Source organism: Aureliella helgolandensis, from assembly GCF_007752135.1.
Lineage (GTDB): Bacteria > Planctomycetota > Planctomycetia > Pirellulales > Pirellulaceae > Aureliella > Aureliella helgolandensis.
In genome coordinates, this window is the sequence record NZ_CP036298.1 from 547,375 (window position 1) to 569,162 (window position 21,788).

Here is a 21,788-nt window from a genome sequence, read left to right on the forward strand (position 1 = left end):
GGCGGTCGAATCGGGCCAAGGGGGTTACTGCCCGAAGCAGTAAAGCATCTCTTGGCGTTCTCCACTATCGCTGAGGTGAGCCACACGGTGGTAAATGCGACTGTCGCAAATCGTGGGAGTTGCAAAGACCTGTTCGCCCAGTTTGTTCTCTGCTACCTCGAGAAACTCTTCCGGCGAAGCCTGGAAGATAAAGAACTCGCCACCCTCGTTGGTGACAAAGATCTTGTCACCGACCAGAACGGGGGAGGAGGAAAAAGTGCCGCCGAGTCGCTTCTTCCACATCTCTTCGCCCGTATCAGCCTTCCAACACATGGCGATGCCCGCGTCGAGGACGCCGTAGAGGTAGCCATCGCGGATGACGAGCGACGGGACGTACAAGCGTGTTTCATTGGACCAAACCACTTCGGTAGATCCGTCGGCGCGGATTGCCGACATGTGGTTCTTGGGATAACCACCGCTGGTGTAAATGAGTTGTCCATCCGTTAGGGTCGAGGTGACGCATTCGGTCGTAGCTCCCTCCGTTTCCCAATTGGTCGCACCGGTGAGTGGATTGTAGCTACAGACTTGGTCGCAGCCGACGAGGATGACTTGGTCTTGGCCGCCAGCGTGCACCAGGATGGGCGATGGGTAATTCGGCTTTTGGGGGCGTTCGCGGCGCCACACCATTTCACCAGACTTCGAATCGAGAGCGGCAATGGCTCCTCCCGTCTTATTGTCTGAGGTGACAATCACCAGGTTTTGATACAAGCAGGGCGAAGCACCATAGCCTTGGTGCACAACATAGTCGGAGATGCGTTCCTGCCAGAGCAGTTCACCGGTGAGGCTCAGAGCGGAGGTGTAGAGGCCACCGTTATTGGGGAAATTGATGTAGACGCGTTGGCCATCACAGGCAGGGGTGCTCGATGCTGCGGTGGCTTTGTTATTCTTCTGCATGCCACCCGACGCATGCACTACGGTGCTCCACTGCGGTTCACCAGTTTGGCGATCGAAACAGAGGAGACTTTGTTGCCCATCAATTTGTTCGTTGGCAGTGGCCACGAAGACTTGTCCGCCAACCACCGTGGGAGAACCATGCCCCCGTCCCGGGATGGGGGCCTTCCAGATTAAATTCTTAGAGGTGCTAAATTCGGTGGGAGGTGTTTGTTTGGCTGAGGCAGTGCCATTGCGAAGCGGGCCACGCCACCACGGCCAGTCGGTGGATGCGATTTCCAATTGGTCGTTGGTCGTCGGGAGTTCGGCAGCATGCGTGGCGTTCTTCGCCGCCAGCGAACTCAACATAATTAGTATTAGGGGGAATATGCAAGTTCGCATCGTTGGGCTCCAGGGTTAAGGGGTGGGAGGAGGGAGGTGGGATCGCGGATAAGCCAGAATTCTCTGGGCAAGCATAGCCTAGTGTATCGTAATGCCTGCGGTGTGAGATTGAAATACAGTGAGAATCCGCTGCTTGCCGGCAGGCATCCGCACCATGCGGTGCCGCTGTCTACTCGCGGTGGCTTCGCGTTTGAGCGAGAACCAGGGGAGAGGGAGGAGCCCGGTTTCTACTGCTTGCCCTGCAGAAAGCCACTTACTGCCGAGCGTGGCTGGGTGGTCGATGGCGAGTTGATTCGACCATTGACGGAGGGGCTAAGCGTGGAAGGGTTGACCAATGGCGTGGTTTGCCCTGCCGCGGTGAAACCGGGAGATGCACTCTCCATACCGACTCCACCAGCTCCGATTTTGAATTCTTCGACATCCAGCGTACGCGGGTTGATGGCGGCCAGTTGAACGAAAGCGGTGATCGTGCCCGTCGGTGAATTGCTCTCGGGCACTTTGACGATTTTCGCATCGCGTTGCGGAGCCCCCTTGAATAGGAGTTGCTCTTTGACTTGGCTGTAGGAGATTTCGCTGGCATTTCCGAAATAGTTTCCTGATTCCGCGCGGCCCTGGACGTCTACATTTCCGCTTGCCTGGAATTCCCAGGTGCCGCGGTCCGCACCGCTCTGCAGGAAGCCGTTGGTAGAGCTCAGGCCGCTGGTGTCGTAGACACGGAGTTGGTCGCAGCCCATAAGCATTTGGCCGATGGATAGTCCCTGCATCTCATGGAGGTCGATTCGCTGCTCCAGTGAAGCGACCGGGCCTGCAGCAAATTCGACTTTGCCTTCGAAGACCACTTCACTGTGATCGAGAAATGCCACCAGATGGTCACGGAAAACCAAGTGGGCACCTTGCCAAGCGGATTCGGCGGTGGTGGAGGTCGTCGCGGTTGAGGAGTTCGTCGAAGCCATTTGAGCAAGCCCGCTTTTTCCACGATGCCAAGACTGGATGGAACCTGGACCACTGCCAATGACTTCGTTGCGAATGGCATGGAAGGTCAGTGCTGGTACATTGAGATGTTCGTTGATCTTGGGGGTGCCGAGTTGATCCACCTGTTTTGCAAAAATGTCCACTCCCTGCACTTTGTCTTGCAGCACAATCCGCTCAATCGTTGCTTCGGGGCTGCGAGAGCTGTTGGAGGACTGCAGAGCAATGGGTGCAGTCAAGTGAATGTGCATTTCGTCGGCATTGCCGTTCAGTAGCCAGATCTCGTTCGGTTTCGACCGTAGGGTTGCATCGAGTTGGACGCTTCCCTTGATGCGGACAACGTTACCGTCGAAATACATACCTCCCTGCCACACGCAATGCGGCGCCTTAAGCCACTCGATCGCCGGCCCGGTGCTGGCGGTGGCACCCGGGTTGCCGACGCGGGCTAGTTGCGTTGGAACGGTGAACTCGCCGGGTTGATCCATCCAGACAAGATTGTTCTTTTGATCGATCCGAATAGTGGGACCTTGGAGTGCGCCGTCGGCGAACACGACGCGGGCTGGTTGGCCGTTGATGTTCAAGTTCACTTGGCCTGCTGCATCGGAGGTTAGATTGAGCGTATCACCTTCCACGTGCCATCCGGGTAGTTTGGAATTAGGCAACGGCTCTTTCCAGACCTGTAGGGGACCTGCAATCTCTAGATCGTCAATCCAGGACTGTTTGCCGCTGAGAACGATACGAGAGGTGAGCGTCTGCCCGTGGATGGTGACGGGATCTCGGTTCGCCAACTGGTTCCCCGAGGCTGCATTCGGGCCCGTCTGATTCGCGGTGGAAACTTGCCTTCCCAGGGGATTGCCCGAGTTGGGAGGAGGTGGTTGGATCCACTGATACATTGGATTTCCAGCGGAGTCGCTTAGTGCTAAGCCTTCGCTAGCGGTGGAGTCACCGTTCATCGATGGGCTGGGCGCGACGAGCACGAGCGTTACATCGAGTCTATCTACCTTGGCTTTGATCTGAGGCGTTTCAATGGCAATGTGACCGGTTGCGCGGATATGTTCTGGGGCGTATTTCGAGGTGCTGAAAGTGGTGGAGCCTGGTGTTGCAGCAGCGGTGGAGGCGAGGTTCGCGGATGTCGCAGTGGGATTCTTTTTCAGCCAAATCTCGATCTTGTCACTGGCCATAAAACCATGAAGTCGACTCTCGATCAACGTGCTGCCAAAAATTCCTACCCACTGTTCACCAGGCGTTTCGGATGGGCTCATTTTGAGTGTATCCTGCCAACGGATCTCGGTCGCACCGGTGGCCGAATCGGCTGGTACGGTCAGCTCACCAGGGCCTTCGGCAATGAGGTACCCTAGGTGTCGCGAGGTCTGGCTCGCCGGGCTCGAGTCTGCTTCATAATCGATGCGAGGCGAGCGGAATTCGTACCCCGCGTATTTGAGCCAGGCAATGGATTGCGTTGCAGTGGGGATGTTGAGCTTGCCGTCAAACTCGATGCGCTTTTGCAAAAAATCGATATCCAAACGCTTGGCGCTGGCGAATGCATCAATGGAGGGCGCTTTGAGCTCAACCTTCTTCTCACCGACGAATTCTTCGAGTTGGTCGATGCCCGTTGCTTCGAGCGTAAGAATTTCAAAATCTCCCAATCGAGTTGAGGCGGTCTGGGATGGGGGAGGGGAATCCTTGCTCGGTGGGTTGATGGCCACGTTCAGCTGCTGGCAATTAAAGGTGTCGCGGAGTTTATCTCCGAGCAAGTGCACGATTTGAACGCCATTGGTCAGAGAGGCTGTGGAATCGCGAAAGTCAAAGCTAAAGCGACCTTGGGAGTTGACCTGGAGCCGCGCTGGGGCAGATGCTAAGTGAGCAAACGGGGCAGCTAGAGGAAGCTTCATGCTTGACCAAAGGCCGCCGGTTGGCAAGCCAACGTCGATCTGCTCGAGGGTGTACAGGTCCATTTTGTCGAGCGGACCCCATGGCGAATTGGTTTGATTGCCGCCTGGATTGAACAAATCGCCCTTCATCTCAATCCGCAAATCTCGCCCCCTGATGATGCTGTCCGCCCAGCGAATGGTCACGCGATCATTGGTGAAGACTCGGCCGCGTTCAATGAACAGATCGCGGGTCTGGAGGGACCAGGGAACCGCTTGTGCATCGGGGTGAAGGTTGACGCGGGTAATCGTGATGTTCCCACTCAGCTCTCCCCGTTCGACTGAGGGAAGACGACCATTTCTTAAGTCTAAGGCTTCCTTAAAATGAATGACGGCTCCCTCTTCGGCGTTGACCAGCCAAACTTCTTCAGGCAGTGTCGGTTGGCCGTCGTCCAGGGCAACCTCGCTACCCGATTTATCAACTTGAGGGATGATAATGGTGAGTGGCCGCAGTTTCAGAGACTTGAGTCCAACCTGCTGATACTCCTGGGAGAGCATAACTCCCTGGTTGTTTTTGTTTTGCAAGATGCGTGGGGTGTCGAGTTGCCAATCCTGTTGGGCAAAAAGCTCGCGCCACCACTGGTCGGCAACGTCGCTGCTGATGTACTCGGGAAGAGGTGCCGGATCGCGACCCGGGGGTTCGATGACGGGGAGCAGTAGCAAGTGGTATGCCCCCAGTGCCAACAGCAACCCGGCGAGTGCGGTCATATAACGTTTGGCGAACAGCAGCATGCGTCACTCCGCCCGTTGCGTCGGTAGGGAGTTTTCCCAGCAACCCTTGGCTTTGAGGAGTCGCTCAATCAACTCTCGCACGGCACCCCGGCCGCCACGTGACTGCATGGTCCATTTCGCAGCCGCCAAGACCTCGGGTGCTGCATCGAGCACCGTGACCGGCAATCCGACTTCATAGAGGACCGGCAGATCGGGCAAGTCGTCTCCGATGTAGCAAGTCTCCTCGGCGGAGATTCCCAGCTGGCTGAGGATTTCCAAGGCGGCTGGGAGTTTATCGGAGAACCCTTGGCGGACGATTTGAATGTCCAACTCTGCGGCCCGCAGCTTGACCACCTGCGAATTCCGCGCGGTTAAGATGCCAAAGATAAACCCCGCCCGCTGCCAGAGCTTAATCGCTAAACCATCGCGGACGTAGAACGTCTTGCTCTCAATGCCAGCGTTGTCAATGGTAATGGAACCATCGGTTAACACCCCGTCCACGTCTGAAAGAATTAGACGTATCGGCTTGGCGATCTCAATATCTTTATTGCTGGCCACGGTGGTGTTTGCCTTTAGGGTCGCTGGTGATGCCATTGGATATTGGCAGGATGCGAGGTGATTCGGTGGGAGTCGGTGACAGCTCCCGAGTTATGTCCTCGCTTGGGGTGGCGTTTGCGAACTCGGCGAGGAGGTCCGTCACATCGACGATTCCCAGGGGAGTTCGGTCGGGGCCCAAGACCGGTAGTTCACTGATCTTTTGGGATGCCAATAGGGCAGCCGCGTCGGCCACGCGGGCATTGGGAGAAATGGTCTGCACTTGGCGGGTCATGACATCCTGAATGCATTGCTCCAGCGGGGTGTATCCCGAGCGTTCGAGCAGTTTGGCAAGATCGCTATCGGTAAACATGCCGGTCAACTGGCCGTCGTCATTGGTCAGCATGATGGCGCCGGTGCGTCTACCAGGCCGGCTCACCTGAATCATGACTTCGCGGACGGAGAGTGAATCGAGGGCGAGGCGGCAGTCGCTGAGTGGACGCATGATTTCGTCGATCCGAGCCAGTCGCCGACCCAGGCTTCCAGCCGGATGGAACTTGGCGAATTGATCGCGTGTGAAGCCGCGTTGCTCGCTGGCAACCAGCGCCAGGGCATCGCCAACCGCCATCATGGAGGTAGTACTGCTGCTCGGGGCTAGGTCCAGTGCACATGCTTCCCGGTGCTTTCCCAGCAGGATCGGGACATCTACGGCTTGAGCCAGAGTGCTGGATGCATGGGCAGTGATGGCAATTGAACCGGCGGTCAGCTGTCCGAGCGTAGGTAGGAGACGAGTGATCTCTTCGGTTTCTCCGCTGTAGGACAATAGCAGGGCGACATCGTTGGGCAGGACAGATCCGAGGTCACCGTGCAAGGCTTCCGCAGGGTGTAAGAAATGGCTGGGGGTACCGGTTGAGGAGAGGGACGCAGCCAGCTTCTGACCGACGAGCCCCGCTTTGCCCATCCCGCACACGACAACGGAACCACGGCATGCTAGGATCAGCTCAACGCCGCGGGCGAAGCTATCGTTCAGCCCCTGAGAGACCGACCGTAGTACGGAAATTTCCGATTGCAGGATCTGCCGCCCTCGCGCGATGGTTATATTGAAGGGCGATTGTACTTCGATTTCCGGCTGTTTTTGCGCCATGCCCATCATCCCTGATCGGATTTCCGCTAGATCGGTAGAGGTCATCCATGCCCCTTCTCCCGCCGATTCTAGTGAACATTCCAGCCGGAATCAATGTAAATCACATCTCGCGCCCAGCGGACCTTTCTCCCCCATGTGGAATGTTTTGCTTTTCTTTAGCTGGCATTGCCCTTGTCGGAAAGGATGACCCGATGCCCAGTTTGAGAACTCTTCTGGTCCCGATTTGGAACTTAATGCGACTGAAAGGGCGAGGGATGGGCGGCAAGTGTCGATGGTATCCTGGAATTCCTCGCACAAAGAGTGGATAAAAAGAATCTAAGTCTGCAGCCCGTAGTTTTGGTGGGTAGCTAATTTGGGTCACGTTAATAAACTGTGAGGACTTGCAGTGCGCAGGTCCGATATCAGCCACAGAAGAATGAAAGCTTATACACTTTACGGCAGTCTCCCGGCGAGTGTGTCCTGTCGCAGGGGATTGCGTCGAAGCGGATTGAGCAATCCACAAGCCTGCTGACAGCCTTTGCTGGTGGAGGCTTCACCGATGCGAGAGCGACATTTGGGGTGCCCCAGATGGCTAGCAGAATTTGCAGGGTGCACGTTCAATTTTGATGAAGGCACAGTGACGTTTGGGTGAGTCAATACCGTGAAGTTTGTAAGCGATAGATTCCGGCATTATTGGAGGTGCACAAAGGATTTTTGTGTGCTCAAGATACTGCATGCCGACGATCCACCGCACCACTTAGCGCTGGGGATTGCGATTGGGATGTTTGTCACCTTTTTGCCACTCATTGGCATTCAGATGGCCGTCTCATTTTTTCTGGCATGGATCTTAGGAGCGAACAAGCTTGTGGGAGTCCCGCTCGTGTGGATTTCCAACCCGTTCACCGTTGTGCCCATTTATTACCCGTGCTACTGGTTGGGTTGCAAGCTCCTGGGGGGGGGCGACGTGGGAGTCGAATGGGAGCAATTGCGAGGACACTGGCATACGATCAATACCAACCCTACATCGACTTGGGGCGATCGTGCGCAGTTTTGGTGGAACGGCTTTTTCGATTTTGCCGGACCTTTGGGGCTCGGCTGCTTGATCGTGGGGCTGACTTTTGGAATCGTTTCCTACTACGTCTCCCTGTTGGCCATTCGTCGATATCGGATGAATCGCTGGGGGCAATTGATGCCCCCTGCCCATACGCTGGCACCACCTGTGCTTGGCGCGGATTCCGATAGCACGCATAGCGGTGGCCATGCGGCTTAGTTTTTTTCGGCCCGAGCTATTTGGAACCGTTCATGGCCGGGAACATCTCACGGGCCATTTGAATCCCCGCAGGTCCGACCAGGACGACAAAGATGCCTGGGAAGATAAACAGAACGAGCGGGAAGATGAGTTTAACGGCGGTCTTGGCTGCTTTTTCCTCGGCAACTTGGGCCCGTCGCGTTCTCATCGAATCGCTTTGGACGCGCAGTGCCTTGGCAATACTCGATCCGAATTTATCTGCTTGAATCAGGATGGAAGCAAGGGCTCGAAGGTCATCGACGCCTGTCCGGGCTCCTAGGTCGGTAAGTACTTGGTTGCGAGCGCGGCCCATTTGCAAGTGCAGGTTGCACAGGCCAAATTCATCGGCAATGACGCGGTAGCTCTTCTTCATCTCTTCCGACACGCGACGCATGGCTTGGTCGAGTCCTAGGCCCGCTTCAACGCACACGACCATCAAGTCGAGTGCATCGGGTAGTCCCAGGAAGATTTTGTTTTTGCGGCGTTTGACCAGGTAGCCCAAGGCCAGGGTTGGCAGGTAGAAGCCAATGGCTCCTACAAAAAACGTGCGAATGGCAGCCGTGGAGGTAAAGCCGTAGAGGAGGAGCGCCCCTCCGCCACCCATAACGAGGAATGCAAGTGCGCTAGCGGTGCGGACGGCCAAGTAGGTGAGCGGCGCGGTTTCGCTACGAAAGCCTGCTTCCACCAAGTCCTGGCGAAGCTTACTCATTTCCTTTTCGCTGGTAGGCGTGAGCGGCTTGGCCAGCGTTGGCGAAGCTTTCTGGAGTACTCGCGCAATGGTCTCCGACTTCTTTTCATTGCGACCACCCTTGCGGCGCGGGTCGCTAAATTCTTGAAGCCGTTGTTCCGCCCGATCATCCTTATCCAAGAAGAATCCGAGCGCCATCCAGGCCAAGACTCCAATGGCGATGAAGCTGGCCGCAGGAACGATGAGGGCGTTGAGTGTTGTTACAGCAAGTAACATTGTTTTAGACCTTGATGTTAATAATCTTGCGGATAACCAGGGCACCGACAAATTGCAGCAGCAGGGCAGCACCGAGTAGCAGGCGTCCCGTTTCATCGCGGAACAAAACCATTGCGTAGTCATGGTTCAGATAGAACATGACTACAAACAGCGATGGTGGGAGAGCCAGTAGGACGATCCCCGACAGTCGGCCTTCTCCCGTCAATGCTTGAATGGCACCCGCCAGCTTGAAGCGTTCACGGACTAAGTGCCCGATCTTGTCGAGAATTTCAGCCAAATCACCACCCGTTTGCTTCTGCAGCGTGACCGCGGTGGCAAAGAACCGCAAGTCCATGTTGGGCACACGATTCGTCATGTCCTCCAGGGCATCCTCGAGGGTAATTCCCAGGTTTTGCTCTTCGAAGGCACGTCCAAACTCAGAGCTGATCGGATCCTGCATTTCGCTAGCCACCAAACCCATGCCAGCACCCAAGGAGTGACCGGCTCGCAGCGAGCGACTGAGCAACTCCAGGGCTTCGGGCAATTGCCGGTTAAATTTGGCCATCCGCTTGTTGCGTTTCAGCATCAGCCAGACGATGGGAATCCCGCCAGCGACGAGCGCGAAGACAGGTAGGAGGTATTTGGGGACGGGGGACACGATGCAAATCATCGCCCCGACGGAGGCAGCCAAAGCGCAGATCGACAGGAATTTTGCTCCACTCATGTCCACATTGGCTTGGTCCATCAAGTGTTGGATGTTCCCGAGTTTCGACAATACCTCATCCGCAAACGACCGAGTGTCGTCGAGCGTTCCGCTGGTCAGCAGACTGGAGCCATCCTGCTTGTCGCCCGAGCCTCGTCGAGCGTTGGTGAGCATCGACAGGCGGTTTTCAGCCAAATGATCGTTCGTGGGACGCAGAAACATCGCCACACTACCAATGAGTGCGGTGACTCCGACACCTACTGAGATAAGTAATACGATAGTTAACATAGTAGGACTCTAACGAAACGATTCAGCGAAACGGAAAGTGCAGGCGTGTTCACACATACCACTGCAAAGCCACAGTGGACTACGCATCCATGATTCGACGTTGGCGGAACGCGCTAGCCGGTAGGCGAACGCCTGATTGTTCAAGGCGTGACATGAAGTTGGGACGGACACCGGTGCATTCGAAGTGACCGAAGGCTTTACCCTCCTCGTCAATTCCATCCTGTACGAATTTGTAGATGTCCTGCATCACAACGGTGTCTTGTTCCATCCCGACAATTTCGGTGATGTGCGTCACGCGGCGTGGTCCACCCTGCAGTCGGTTGGCTTGGATAATCAGATTGACAGCGCTGGAAATCTGTTGGCGAATGGCTTTGATCGGCAGTTCAAAACCGGCCATCATGACCAACGTCTCTAGACGCGCGATACCATCTCGTGGATTGTTCGCGTGAATCGTGGTTAACGATCCGTCGTGACCGGTGTTCATCGCCTGCAGCATGTCGAGCGTTTCTCCTCCCCGACATTCCCCAATGATCACGCGTTCAGGACGCATCCGCAACGCATTTTTCACAAGGTCCGTTGCCGACACAGCCCCGTTGCCTTCAATGTTCGCGGGACGCGTCTCCAGTCGCACAACGTGTTCCTGTTGGAGCTGAAGTTCTGCCGCATCCTCAATCGTAATGATCCGCTGATCGTTGGGGATGAAGCTGCTGAGTGTGTTCAGGAGCGTGGTTTTACCAGAACCGGTACCACCGCAGATGATCATGTTCAAGCGACCTTTGATGCAGCCCTCAAGCAGCATTACCATCTCAGGTGTTAACGCTTTGTAGTTTAAAAGGTCTTCCAACTTCAGTGGGTTGGAGCCAAATCGACGAATGGAAACTGAAGCACCATCTAGTGCCAGAGGAGGGATGATCGCATTGACCCGCGAGCCGTCTTCCAACCGTGCATCGACCATGGGGCAGGTCTCATCAACACGCCGGCCAACTCGAGATACGATCCGGTCGATGATTTGCATGAGGTGCGTATTGTCGCGAAACTCAACGTCGGTCTTCTCCAGACGGCCACGGCGTTCCACAAAGACGGCTTTGGGGCCGTTGATCATGATATCGCTGATCGACGAATCTTTGAGCAGCAACTCCAAGGGGCCTAGGCCGAAGGTTTCGTCGAGCACTTCATCGACAATGCGATCGCGTTCCGAGCGATTGAGTAGTGTATTTTCTTGATCGCACAGGTGTTCCACGACCAGTCTGATTTCTCGTCGGAGCTGCTCACCCTTCATATCGCCAATGCGATTGAGGTCGAGTTTATCGACGAGCTTATTATGAATGCGACGCTTGACGGCTTCGAATTCTTCAGCTTTGGATTGATCACTGTTACGGTGCGATGGGTTAATAGTCTTCATAGAACCAAATCCTGCAAGTCAGAAGCCAAAGCTACGTCACTGAGTGGTGTAAGTGACATTCCGGTGAGCGCATTCAATGCGACTCCACACGAGTACGCAAAACTCGCTTGGAAAACTTACATTACAGTTTGCGTCGTGCTTGACGATTAGGTTTGGTTTGTCGAAAACTCCCTATTTTGCACCCGGTTGGGGTTTGCTAATTGCATCTGGAAAGCGATCGGCTAGATACACGCGGGCCGTATCAGCCATATAACCGTCAATACCGTAAGTGAGGCTCCGTTTGAGGTAGGTTTGGGCTTGTTCGGGGTTGTTTAGCGAATCGTAGTAGAGCCCGACGTAAAGATCTGCGTAAAACTCAGCTAGCTTGCGCTGCGGCCCTACCGGCGTGGCCTCTTGTGCAGCGGAGAGGACCTGCTCGGGTTCAAGTTTCCCTTGCAGCATTTGCAGGATACTCATCATTGGCTGCCGCCCGTCGCCGCGACTTGGGATCACCGTTTTTCGGGCGGCCTCCAAACTCTGCGATTTGGCCACACAGAGGAAGTACCAAGCAGAATTTTCGACATCATCCGGATTAACGTCATGGTGTGTTTTAAACTGCTCAGCTCCCTCCTGAAACTTTCCACTGCTCCCCAGAGCAATGCCACGTTGCCAATTGTAAGGGGCGCGATCGGGGGCCAATTCTAGGGCGCGGTCAAAAAATTTGAGGCTGTCCTTGGACGCGCCAGCTCGATAGAGAATCTCTGCACTGAGTTGTTGGACGCGGTAGGCATCGGGGGTCGACATCCCCGCCTGGTCGGCCAACTTAGCGGCTCGTGCATACTCTTGTTCGGCCAACAATTGCTCGGCTTGTTGCAAGAGCTCCCCGGCGCTGCTCTCCGATTGGGCATCCGCCGTGCGACAGCCCATGCAGAGCAAGCTGAGCAGGAGGCCCCACGCAACGCCTTTAAGCCGGAGACTGGTGGGTGGGAAGTTGCTACGACAGGTTGCGAAATTGGATGTCTCAGAGTACCGTTGCCTTGTCATACGCCGTTTACCTCAGCAGGTTCGAAAGCCAATTGAAATGAGTAAGCACCGATTGCTTATCCGCCATGCGGATGTCGTCTTTCCCGACAAAGTGGCCAAGACGAATGTGTTGATCGAAGAGGGTAAGATTGTCGCAGTCGACGCGGCGGCCGACCAGCCCGCTGACGAGGCGATTGATGCTGCCGGTCTGACGCTTCTGCCCGGAGTGGTCGATGACCAAGTGCATTTTCGCGATCCAGGGGGCACCCACAAGGAAGATATTGAATCGGGAAGTATCGCTTGCGCCGCTGGTGGGGTAACGACGTTCTTAGAGATGCCGAACACCAGTCCACCAGCCATTGCCGCCGAGGCGCTCGCCAAGAAATATCAACGGGGGAGTCAAGTAAGCCGAGTCAACTATGGCTTTTACATTGGGGCCACCGGCCATAACGTGGCAGAGTTGCAAGCCGCCCATCACGCCCCGGGCATCAAGATTTTCATCGGCTCGAGCACTGGAGATCTTTTGGTCGACGAGCAGGAGGCGCTGGAACGAATTTTCGCGGAGACCAGCCTGCCGATCTGTGCTCACTGCGAAGATGAGACAACGGTTCGCGCCAATCGCGCCGCGCTTGGGGACTCCCTGACAATTCACGACCATTCCCGGATTCGCGACCACGCAGCCGCCCTGATTGCCACGACGCGCGCGGTCGAGCTTGCCAAACGCCATCAGCATCGGTTTCACGTTTTGCATGTTAGCACGGCGGGAGAAATTCCTGTTGTTTCCGGCGGAGACCCCTACATCACTTCGGAAGTCTGTCCACACCATTTGTTCTTCTCCATCGATGACTACGATCGGTTGGGGAGTCTTGTGCAGATGAATCCATCGGTGAAATCCCCTGAAGACACACGTTTGTTGTGGGACGCGCTCACCGATGGCAAGATTCAGGTGCTGGCTACCGATCATGCGCCCCATTTGTTGTCCGAGAAACAGGCCGCCTATCCGGATAGCCCCAGCGGATTGCCGGCAGTGGAAAACAGCCTGGCGCTCATGCTCAATCAAGTGCACTTGGGACGTTGCCGCTTAACGCAGGTTGCCTCGTGGATGAGCGATGCGCCGGCGCGCGTCTGGGATTTAGTCGGCAAGGGACGCATTTCCGTAGGCTACGATGCCGACCTCGTCCTCGTCGATCTCCAGCAAGAACGCACTATTCGCAATGCGGACCAAAAGACGCGTTGTGGTTGGAGCCCCTGGGATGGGCAGACTCTGACCGGATGGCCCGTTCGCACCATTGTGGGTGGGCAGACCGTGTATGTGGATGGAACGTTGGTCGAGTCGGTGCGAGGTCGTGGAGTGCTGTGCGATCATGCTCGAGGCGGCTACTGGGCCACTCCCGATGGAATTGGATACTAAGATGACAACGTTCGAATGCGTGCTGTTGTTCATTGGTGCAGCGGGAATCGGATTTTCGAAAAGTGGATTTTCCGGTGTCAGTATGTTGCACGTGATTATCTTTGCTTTTGTGTTTGGTACCAAAGCCTCTACCGGTGTGCTCCTGCCGATGCTGGTTGTGGGAGATTTTTGCGCGATCTACTTTTTCGGTAAGAAAGCCAATTGGCCGCAGGTGCGCAAATTGCTCCCCCCTACCCTCATCGGCGTCGTGCTGGGAACATTGCTAATGGGGCAGCTCGATGAAGCCGTATTCAAGCCGCTGGTGGGAACTATTATCTTGGGACTGACGATCGTTCAGATTACCCGTTTGTGGCGTCCCAAAGCCTTTGAGAGTATGCCCCACAATCGCGCCTTCGCTTGGAGTCTCGGGTTGTTGGCTGGTGTAACCACCATGTTGGCCAATGCTGCCGGGCCTATCATCGCCCTCTATTTGTTGGCGTTGATGCTTCCTAAACTGGAGTTGGTGGGAACGAGTGCTTGGTTGTTCCTCGTGATCAATGTCTTCAAATTGCCCTTCAGCTACTTTTTGGGATTGATCGATCTCAACACGCTGGGCATTGACCTGATTTTTGCTCCTGGAGTTCTAGTTGGGATGATGCTGGGGAGTTGGTTAGTGCATCGCATTGCGCAGAAGGCGTTCGATAGTTTTCTATTGGCTTTTACCGCCTTCGCCGCCTTGCGTTTGATCCTGGACCCGTGGATGGCGGCCAAGGTGGTGGAACACCCACCGGCCGCGGACGTGGCCACTATTCTCGAAGGCGAGGCCCAACATCGAAATTCAATCTGAGGTCTGCATCCTAGGCGCTGGTTTTGGAGGTTGTCTGCTCGGTTTGGCTCTGGCACGTCAGGGAAAATCGGTGGTAATGCTCGATCGCGGCACCCATCCCCGTTTTGCGATCGGGGAGTCTTCCACTCCTCTAGCCGATTTTTTGCTCGAACAGCTCGCCGATTCTTATGGGCTACCCGAGCTCAAGCCGCTGTGCCGCTGGGGCAGTTGGCAAGCGACCTACCCGCATCTTCAGGCTGGCAAGAAACGCGGCTTTAGCTACTTCTCGCATCAGCCTGGGGAGGAATTTCGGGAGACGGCAAGCTACCAGCATAGCCTGCTGGTGGCGGCCAGCGTTGATGACGCACGCAGCGATACCCACTGGATGCGCAGCGATGTAGACGCGTGGATGTGCCAGTTGGCGGAGCAAGCTGGGGTTCGCTGGCTCGACCACTCCGCGGCTCAGAGAGTTCTGAAGACTGCTGCTGGCTGGCGGCTCGAAGGAAGTCGCACTAGCTCCTCTAAGGAGTCGCAGCCCTGGTCGATTTCGTGCCAGTTCCTAGTGGATGCGACGGGCGGCTCGGGGTGGTTGGCTCAGCAGCTCCAATTGTCCAACAGGAATGAACAATTGCGTGTACGGACTGGCGCCCTGTTCGGCCATTTTTCGGGTGTGGGAGCCATGCACGAGGTATTGATGCAGCAGGGGCTGCCCGTGGAGGAGGACCCGTTCGATGCCGATGATGCCGCGCAGCATCACCTCTTGGGAACCGAGGGGTGGAGTTGGATGCTGCGATTCGGCAGTGGCGTCACGTCGGTGGGACTCGTGTGTCCCTCCGAGGTCCTCTTCGGATTGCACGACCCGTTGAAGCGGTGGTCGAGGTGGGGGGATTGGCTCCGGCGCTACCCGACTTTGTCCCATTTGATGGCGGACAGCCGCTTGATCGCGCCCCAATCCCCAATTTCTCAAGCTGCATCCGGCGTGGAGCTGGGATGGATTCCGCGCATCAGTCGTCTGTGGGGTGCTGCGGCGGGTCAGGGATGGGCCATGCTTCCAAGCACGGCGGGAGTGGTCGATCCGTTGCATAGTACGGGCATTGCCCACACGCTCAGTGGAGTGCAGCGGTTGCTCGAGATGCTCGCACACGCACCGCAATCGCAGCCGAGTTCAGCAGCGCTTGATGCCTATTCGACACAGGTCGTCTCCGAGATTCTGTGGATCGATGCCATCGTCGATGTGTGTTACATCGCCAGCCGTCGCTCGTTTTCGCTTTTCACCGCAATGTGTAGTTTGTACTTTGTGGCAGCCATTCACTGCGAGCGCGCGCTGGCGAATCGTTCCTCGATGACGACAGGTTTTCTCTGCTGCGGGTCGACCGAGCTCCAACAACTGTGCGAAGAAGCGAGACTCAAACTGCAGCGGCTGCCACTTGAGAATACCGACTCGCAGGCAGAACTCGCATTTATCGATTGGTTGCGTCAGCGACTGGCTCCTTGGAATGACGTGGGGTTGTTGGACCCCGCATCTCGCAATCGCATTGCTCGGTCTGCAGCTCCAAAGTAGCGGTCGCAGTTGGGCTTCAAGCGTGAGGGAGTCCAGTGGCTCAGCGACTGGCTTGGCAAGTTGCAGAGCAGCTCGTCGCACGCTTGGCCATCTACGACTAGCAGCACGTTGCTGCAGCTGTTGCAACAGCGAGCACCCGTAATGGTTCCAGAGGTTTTTCCATTGTGATTATGCCCCATCGCTGTGGATCCTGCGGCCGCTCACGCAGCGTACTGGCTTGAAATCTGACCGGTGGGAGGCGTTGGGGAGGGGGGCGACATTGGCAGTACCCAACAATGGATAGAGAATTCTCCGCTTGGGGCGACATTGGCAATCGCATCCTCTAAGGACTCCCCAAGTTTTGCTTCCTGAACTCTTGTCGCGTGCTGCGGGGGAGAGGTCTTCCGAGCGGGCTGAGAAAAGCTGCTTCTTGCGTGAGTGGGAATGACGGCGGGCCACGGTGGCAGTAGCTAACACGCATGTCGACTTTTAGACCATGCCGCAAAATCTGCGAGCTTGGTAGAAACGCGGTTGCGTGTTGAACACCAGTAGACTCCTGACCGATTAGGTTAATCGCTTGGGGGCGTTGGGAACCGTGACTTCATGGGTTGAGCCATCGCGCTTACCTCGTTTTTCGGCGTTAGGGTCACGCTGGGATCGGCCTGCACGGCGAACGGTGGTGAGACGGATGTTGCACTCTAGGGCCAACCACTCTAACGCGGTGGTGTGGAGCGTAAGGGTTCGGGCCTGAATCAATGCGCTGTTCTGCTGTTGCTGCGACGAAGGCACCTGCGAGTCTTTCACCGCTTTTCTGGGAAGCCCCTCAACGTAACCCTCGGCATAGGAGGCGCCACTACCTCGACTGTGTCCACCAAATTGCAGTTGGGCAGCGGTGGCAATGGTGAGCAGTAATTCACGGAACAGGGCGATGGTGTTCTTTACGTCAGCGACCGGGCCGTAAAACCAAAACAGAGTGCGATGCCCACTTGCAGCAATGAACCATTGAGTTGTGGGAAAGATATGGTCGGTAACGTAGGCGGCGAGATGCTTCTCCCAATTGCAAGCGCGGCGGCCATTGACCGGGCAAGCAATCCTCGTGAACTGAACATGCTCGACATTGTCCTGGTCGACGATATCTTCACGACTGAGGTTGTGACGCAACATCAGGTTTTGCATCATCCGCAGTGCATTGTGCTTTTCCCCCTCGGTACTGCCGCCGTTGCTAGCGGTACGGTCTAGTGCCCGCAGCCGCTTCAAGATTTTATCGAACTCGCTTTGGGTCAACTCTTGTTCGTGGTTGCTGCTTTGCTTGGGGCTTGCACTGGGAAGTCGATTGTCACTTTGCGCCGTCACTGAGGTCCAGTAGCTTTGCACCAAATAGCTTCCATCGTCGGCCGGATTCCACGTATCATGCACCACGTGATCAATTACGGTGGTCATGTGTTGGGAGCGATCGTGGCGGTCCGCTAGGTGGACGAGGACGACGCCATCGGGCAAGAGCAATGGGGAGAATCCAGCTTTGTTGCCGGAAAATATTTTCCAATCACGGGTTTTCAGATAGTCCGCGGCCACGTCGATTCGAACTCCATTACGTGGCGTTTTGTGGGCAGCGGCACCCAGGTCTTGGTAGACATCGCGGTAAGCTGTCCCAGTAGCGATGGCGAGAGCTCGCGAGACGCAATCGCCAGCCACACCTACGAAGCCGGACGCTGCTCGACCACCGTCATTCCAGATGAAATCCATTTCAATTCAACTCCGATTGAGCTGCTGCGACTGTCAAACCGATTGGGAGAGATTGGTGCGGATGCCACAGGCAGGTGGGCGTTCGATAGAAATCATCGAACCCGACTACTTGGCGGCAGTTACTTGTTGTTGAGCACTGGTGGCGACCATATTCATCGCCTCGCGCATGACGCGGTGGTCAATGCTATGGACATCGACGGGCTGGGCCAACTGTTGCAGCATCGTGACCGTCAATTCACCTCCGAGATGTTGGCGGAATTCTTCCAGTCCATCGAAAATAACTTCCTCATTCAAGGCCGAGTCCCAGATTGGCAATTGGAGACCTTGGAAGAGTGCAAATGTTGCTTGGACGGTGGCGAGATCGAGGCCGTACTTGAGATGTGAGTAGGCGACATCGACGGCCACGCCAATGGCTACCGCTTCACCGTGCCGCAGTCGGTAGTCGGTGATCGCTTCCAGCTTATGGGCGGACCAGTGACCGAAATCGAGTGGGCGTGCTTGTTGGAGTTCAAAGGGGTCACCACCACGCGTGATGTGATGTAGGTGCAGCAGCACGGACTGTCGGATGGCTCGACTAGCCGGGGCCCGCTGGCGGGCGGAGATATCTGCAGCTGCGTGGACGAGGAATTCGAAGAACTCTGCGTCCTTGAGCATCGCAACCTTCACCGCTTCGGAAAAACCACAGCGATAATCGCGATCGCTGAGTCCGGTCAATAGATGTTCGTCGTTGACCACACCCCAGGGAGTGGCGAAGGTTCCTTTCCAATTCTTTTTGGCAAACCAGTTGACGGCATTTTTGACCCCTACTCCCGAATCTGCCTGTGCGAGGGTGGTGGTGGGGACGCGGATCAGCCGAATGCCACGGTGCGCGATCGAGGCGGCATAGCCAACCGTATCGAGGACCGCGCCGCCTCCCACGACAAGCACATAGCTGCGACGGTCGAGATTGTCGCGATTGAAGGCGGTAAGCAAGGCATCGACGTAGCTCGGATCGTTCTTAATGACCTCTCCGCCTGGTAGGACTTCCACCTCGGCCACCAAGTCAATTTTAGCTGCGGAACGGAGGCAATGGGTGATGCGGGCGCACAGGGTTGGATCCCAATTGGCCAGTCCTTCGTCCACCCACACTTGCACTCGAGCGTCGCGCGTTATCCCAGGTTCAAGCAACTTTCCCAAGACGTGAAAATCCTTGCCGAAGCAATCCTGGGTGAACCGCAAGCGATGAACGAGTGGAACGCTGAAATCGATATCGAATTGATTGGAGTCAGCCGATTGGCCGAAAAGTTCACTCATGAAAGCGTGGATCGTAGTGGGGCGGGATGGCGGGGATGGGAATTCTTACAAGGACAATTGTTGCGTGCAGGAGCGACAATGGGGGGGACTCTCAGTGCAATGCAGCCACTTGGCGTCCTGGCGAGTCTCATGGTAAAAGCGACCGGGCCGCCGTTTGCCGCTTATTGCTAAGTTGCTACGACTCACTATCTTAACTGCCCGCTCGATTCAGGGCACCCTAAGGCGAGCTTGATTGTGCCGGTCCAATACGAATTAGGGTGATGCTTGCCCCTTGTAAACGCTAAAGTTTCCCTGTTTAAGCCTAGTCCAACACTCAACGCACCTCAATTCTTATGCAAAAATATGGTCCCTGGAAAATCCAGCATTCGTCCGATGTCTATGCAGATCCTTGGATTCGAGTCCAGCGAGATGAAGTGATCCGGCCTGACGGGGCCCCTGGAAGCTACGCGGTCGTTCACCTCAAATCGGGGGTATGCGTGATCGCCGTTGATCAGGCCGGTGACGTTCACCTCACGCAGGAATTTCATTATGCGGTGGGGAGAGAGACCATCGAGGGTGTTAGCGGAGGGATCGAGGCGGGGGAGAGTCCGCAGGTATCTGCGGCCCGCGAGTTGGCGGAAGAGCTAGGGCTGGAGGGAGCCAAGTGGACGCATTTGGGGCAAGTCGACCCCTTTACTGCGTCCATCGCTTCGACCGTCGATCTTTACTTGGCTCAGGACCTTTCGGAGTGTGTCGCATCTCCTGAGGGCACGGAGCTGATCGAGCATGTTGTCGTTCCCATGGCAGAAGCGCTGCAGTGGGTGCGGGATGGTCGCATTACCCATGCCCCTACCTGTGTCGCCCTGATGCGCATCGCCCTCGACTCACCGCATTTGTGCTAAAACAGCAGCTAGCCAGCCGTTGTTTGCCGCTCCAGTTCAGCCTCTCATTCCTCACCAGAGCCGATGTCTCCCATGCTCGAGAATCATCAAGACTTTGCACAGCAGACCCGCGACGAATTTCTACGCGACGATTTAGAGCAATTGGTGCGATTGGCTATCCGGGAAGATCTATCGCGAGGCTTCGATTTAACCACCATTTCAGTTGTCCCCGAAGGGCTCACTGCCCAGGCGGCAATTGTGGCGCGTGAACCAGGAATTGCGTCTGGGGTGGAGTTGATCCCTTGGATCATCGAGACGATTGGAGCGGATATCCCAGTCCAGTTGCATCGTCGCGATGGAGAGAAGTTCACGGTGGGCGACCCGTTGGCAACACTCCGAGGGGAGGCGCGCGATGTGCTCACTTGTGAACGCACCATCTTGAATTTCCTTGGTCGATTGTGCGGAATCGCCAGTTGGACGAAGGAGCATGTGGACGTCATCAGCGGTTTAAAAGCTCAGTTGTATGACACTCGCAAGACCACTCCAGGCTGGCGCAGGCTGGAGAAATACGCCGTCGCCTGTGGCGGTGGACGCAATCATCGCAGCGGATTGTACGACGCGATTCTCATCAAGGATAATCACCTCGCCTGCCACCAAAGCGTGACCGGGAAATTGCTGAGTCCAAGTGAAGCGATTGCCCATGCACGGCAGTTCTTGGCCGAGCAGGTGGATGCACCTGCTGGTGCAATTGTAGAGATCGAAGTCGACACGTTGGAGCAATTGGCCGACGCCCTGCAGTCGAATCCTGATATTGTGTTGCTCGATAATATGACCAACGATCAATTGTCCGAGGCCGTTCGGATTCGCGACCAGCAGAACGCGAGCGTGCAACTGGAAGCTTCTGGTGGCGTGCGTCTCGAAACACTACGTGGAATTGCCGAGACAGGGGTCGATCGCATCAGCGTGGGAGCCTTGACGCATTCTGCAGTGAATCTGGATCTAGGGCTGGATTGGACGTTATGAGGCAGCGAGGGACAACGATGTTGCAGCGGCAAGAAGTGCGAGTGTTGCGACGACAGCGACTTGGGAAAACGGGGGGGGCGATCACCCTTGCTCTGTTCCTGTTGAGTGCCCTTCTGCTGTGCTCGATTCTGTGGTGGCTAGTTGTGCAGAGCGCCCCCGGCGCGCCAGATGAATATCATTTCCACCTCGCCGATGAGACGGCAGAGGAGGTGGCGGCGCCCTCGATTAAAATTCGGCACTGGCATTTCGTCGCAGGTTTGCCCGATGAATTGGCACAGTTTGAAACCGTGTTTTGGGAGCCCAATGATACCGACTCGCTGCGGGCTTGGTTGGCTGAACCGGATCGGATCGCTGGAGATTCTATCCTGGAGATTGGCACGGGATCGGGGCTGGTCGCACTGTGGTGCGTGGCGCATGGCGCAGCCCAAGTGGTGGCTACGGATATTAATCCAGCCGCATGTGCCAACGCGTCGTACAACGCTCAGCATCTGGGATATGATCGGCAGATTGAGGTTCGGCAAGTGCGTGTCGGCAAGCCTGCTCCGTTCTCGACGGTCGAGGCATCCGAGCAATTTGATTTGATTATTTCGAATCCACCTTGGGAGGATGCCCCCGTCGACGAAGAGGCTGCTTATGCCCTGTATGATCCTGGTTTTCAATTGCTCGATAGCTTGCTCACAGACTCGCCAGCACACCTGCTACCCGGCGGGAAGCTCTTGCTGGCCTATGGAGCACGTGTGGCCATCGAGCGGATCGTAGAGCGAGCACCCGAGTTGGGGTGGAGCGTCCGTATCGTGGATGCTCGGGAGGTCGCTAGCCTCCCTTCCGTCTTCTTGCCTGGTATTCTGTTAGAGCTCACCAGGACTTGACCCTTCTCTAGTATCGCCTAAGGCTGAATTGTTCCCGCTGGC

The 21,788-nt window shown here is 56.1% G+C and carries 17 protein-coding genes; 7 read left to right on the top strand and 10 right to left on the bottom strand.

Features of this window, described 5'->3' with window-relative positions; all coding sequences use genetic code 11:
- Positions 1-24 precede the first annotated feature (24 nt).
- From Q31a_RS01955 to Q31a_RS01970, 4 genes are all read right to left on the bottom strand, one after another.
- The gene (locus tag Q31a_RS01955) at positions 25-1,311 is read right to left on the bottom strand and encodes an outer membrane protein assembly factor BamB family protein (RefSeq protein ID WP_145073202.1); all 1,287 of its coding nucleotides are present in this window, start codon (positions 1,309-1,311) and stop codon (positions 25-27) included.
- A 227-nt stretch (positions 1,312-1,538) separates the two neighbouring features.
- Positions 1,539-4,940 (bottom strand): hypothetical protein, encoded by a 3,402-nt coding sequence (locus Q31a_RS01960; RefSeq protein WP_145073205.1) that lies wholly within the window; start codon positions 4,938-4,940, stop codon positions 1,539-1,541.
- A gap of 3 nt (positions 4,941-4,943) precedes the next feature.
- Positions 4,944-5,477 (bottom strand): KdsC family phosphatase, encoded by a 534-nt coding sequence (locus Q31a_RS01965; RefSeq protein ID WP_231691030.1) that lies wholly within the window; start codon positions 5,475-5,477, stop codon positions 4,944-4,946.
- Entirely contained in the window at positions 5,464-6,642 is a 1,179-nt protein-coding gene (locus Q31a_RS01970) for a KpsF/GutQ family sugar-phosphate isomerase (RefSeq protein WP_145073211.1), read from the bottom strand. Before Q31a_RS01970 ends, Q31a_RS01965 begins: the two co-directional genes overlap by 14 nt.
- Before the next feature lie 652 nt (positions 6,643-7,294).
- Here Q31a_RS01970 and Q31a_RS01975 point away from each other — a divergent pair.
- Positions 7,295-7,846: a DUF2062 domain-containing protein gene (locus Q31a_RS01975; protein WP_197356034.1), complete on the top strand. Its 552-nt coding sequence runs from the start codon at positions 7,295-7,297 to the stop codon at positions 7,844-7,846.
- Positions 7,847-7,862: 16 nt separating this feature from the next.
- Here Q31a_RS01975 and Q31a_RS01980 read toward each other — a convergent pair whose 3' ends face one another.
- From Q31a_RS01980 to Q31a_RS01995, 4 genes are all read right to left on the bottom strand, one after another.
- On the bottom strand, positions 7,863-8,828 hold the full coding sequence (locus Q31a_RS01980; protein ID WP_145073217.1) for a type II secretion system F family protein: 966 nt from the start codon (positions 8,826-8,828) through the stop codon (positions 7,863-7,865).
- Between the two features lie 4 nt (positions 8,829-8,832).
- Positions 8,833-9,798 carry a type II secretion system F family protein gene (locus Q31a_RS01985; protein WP_145073220.1) on the bottom strand — a complete coding sequence of 322 codons (966 nt, stop codon included), beginning with the start codon at positions 9,796-9,798 and terminating at the stop codon, positions 8,833-8,835.
- 79 nt (positions 9,799-9,877) lie between these two features.
- Entirely contained in the window at positions 9,878-11,200 is a 1,323-nt protein-coding gene (locus tag Q31a_RS01990; protein WP_145073223.1) for a CpaF family protein, read from the bottom strand.
- 171 nt (positions 11,201-11,371) lie between these two features.
- Positions 11,372-12,223 carry a hypothetical protein gene (locus tag Q31a_RS01995; RefSeq protein WP_145073226.1) on the bottom strand — a complete coding sequence of 284 codons (852 nt, stop codon included), beginning with the start codon at positions 12,221-12,223 and terminating at the stop codon, positions 11,372-11,374.
- Between the two features lie 37 nt (positions 12,224-12,260).
- Between Q31a_RS01995 and Q31a_RS02000 the strand changes: the two genes are divergently transcribed.
- From Q31a_RS02000 to Q31a_RS02010, 3 genes are read left to right on the top strand one after another with little or no spacing between them, the layout of a single operon-like run.
- Positions 12,261-13,613, top strand: a complete 1,353-nt coding sequence (locus tag Q31a_RS02000; RefSeq protein ID WP_145073229.1) for a dihydroorotase — start codon at positions 12,261-12,263, stop codon at positions 13,611-13,613.
- Position 13,614: 1 nt separating this feature from the next.
- Positions 13,615-14,439, top strand: a complete 825-nt coding sequence (locus Q31a_RS02005; protein ID WP_145073232.1) for a sulfite exporter TauE/SafE family protein — start codon at positions 13,615-13,617, stop codon at positions 14,437-14,439.
- Positions 14,440-14,446: 7 nt separating this feature from the next.
- Complete coding sequence (locus Q31a_RS02010) at positions 14,447-15,979, top strand: NAD(P)/FAD-dependent oxidoreductase (protein WP_391575349.1); 1,533 nt, start codon at positions 14,447-14,449, stop codon at positions 15,977-15,979.
- Between the two features lie 543 nt (positions 15,980-16,522).
- On the opposite strand, the gene Q31a_RS02015 is transcribed toward Q31a_RS02010, so the two are convergent.
- Entirely contained in the window at positions 16,523-17,701 is a 1,179-nt protein-coding gene (locus Q31a_RS02015) for a DUF2786 domain-containing protein (RefSeq protein ID WP_145073238.1), read from the bottom strand.
- Positions 17,702-17,806: 105 nt separating this feature from the next.
- Positions 17,807-18,994 carry a 3-dehydroquinate synthase gene (locus tag Q31a_RS02020; protein ID WP_145073241.1) on the bottom strand — a complete coding sequence of 396 codons (1,188 nt, stop codon included), beginning with the start codon at positions 18,992-18,994 and terminating at the stop codon, positions 17,807-17,809.
- Between the two features lie 332 nt (positions 18,995-19,326).
- On the opposite strand from Q31a_RS02020, the gene Q31a_RS02025 reads away from it, so the two are divergent.
- The 3 genes from Q31a_RS02025 to Q31a_RS02035 all read left to right on the top strand — a co-directional run bounded on the left by Q31a_RS02025 (position 19,327) and on the right by Q31a_RS02035 (position 21,746).
- Positions 19,327-19,875 carry an NUDIX domain-containing protein gene (locus tag Q31a_RS02025; protein ID WP_145073244.1) on the top strand — a complete coding sequence of 183 codons (549 nt, stop codon included), beginning with the start codon at positions 19,327-19,329 and terminating at the stop codon, positions 19,873-19,875.
- Positions 19,876-19,947: 72 nt separating this feature from the next.
- Positions 19,948-20,877, top strand: coding sequence for a carboxylating nicotinate-nucleotide diphosphorylase (gene nadC / locus Q31a_RS02030; protein ID WP_145073247.1), 930 nt, complete (start codon positions 19,948-19,950; stop codon positions 20,875-20,877).
- Between the two features lie 17 nt (positions 20,878-20,894).
- A complete protein-coding gene (locus tag Q31a_RS02035) occupies positions 20,895-21,746 on the top strand; it encodes a methyltransferase (RefSeq protein ID WP_197356047.1) in 852 nt (283 codons plus the stop codon).
- Positions 21,747-21,788: the final 42 nt, after the last annotated feature.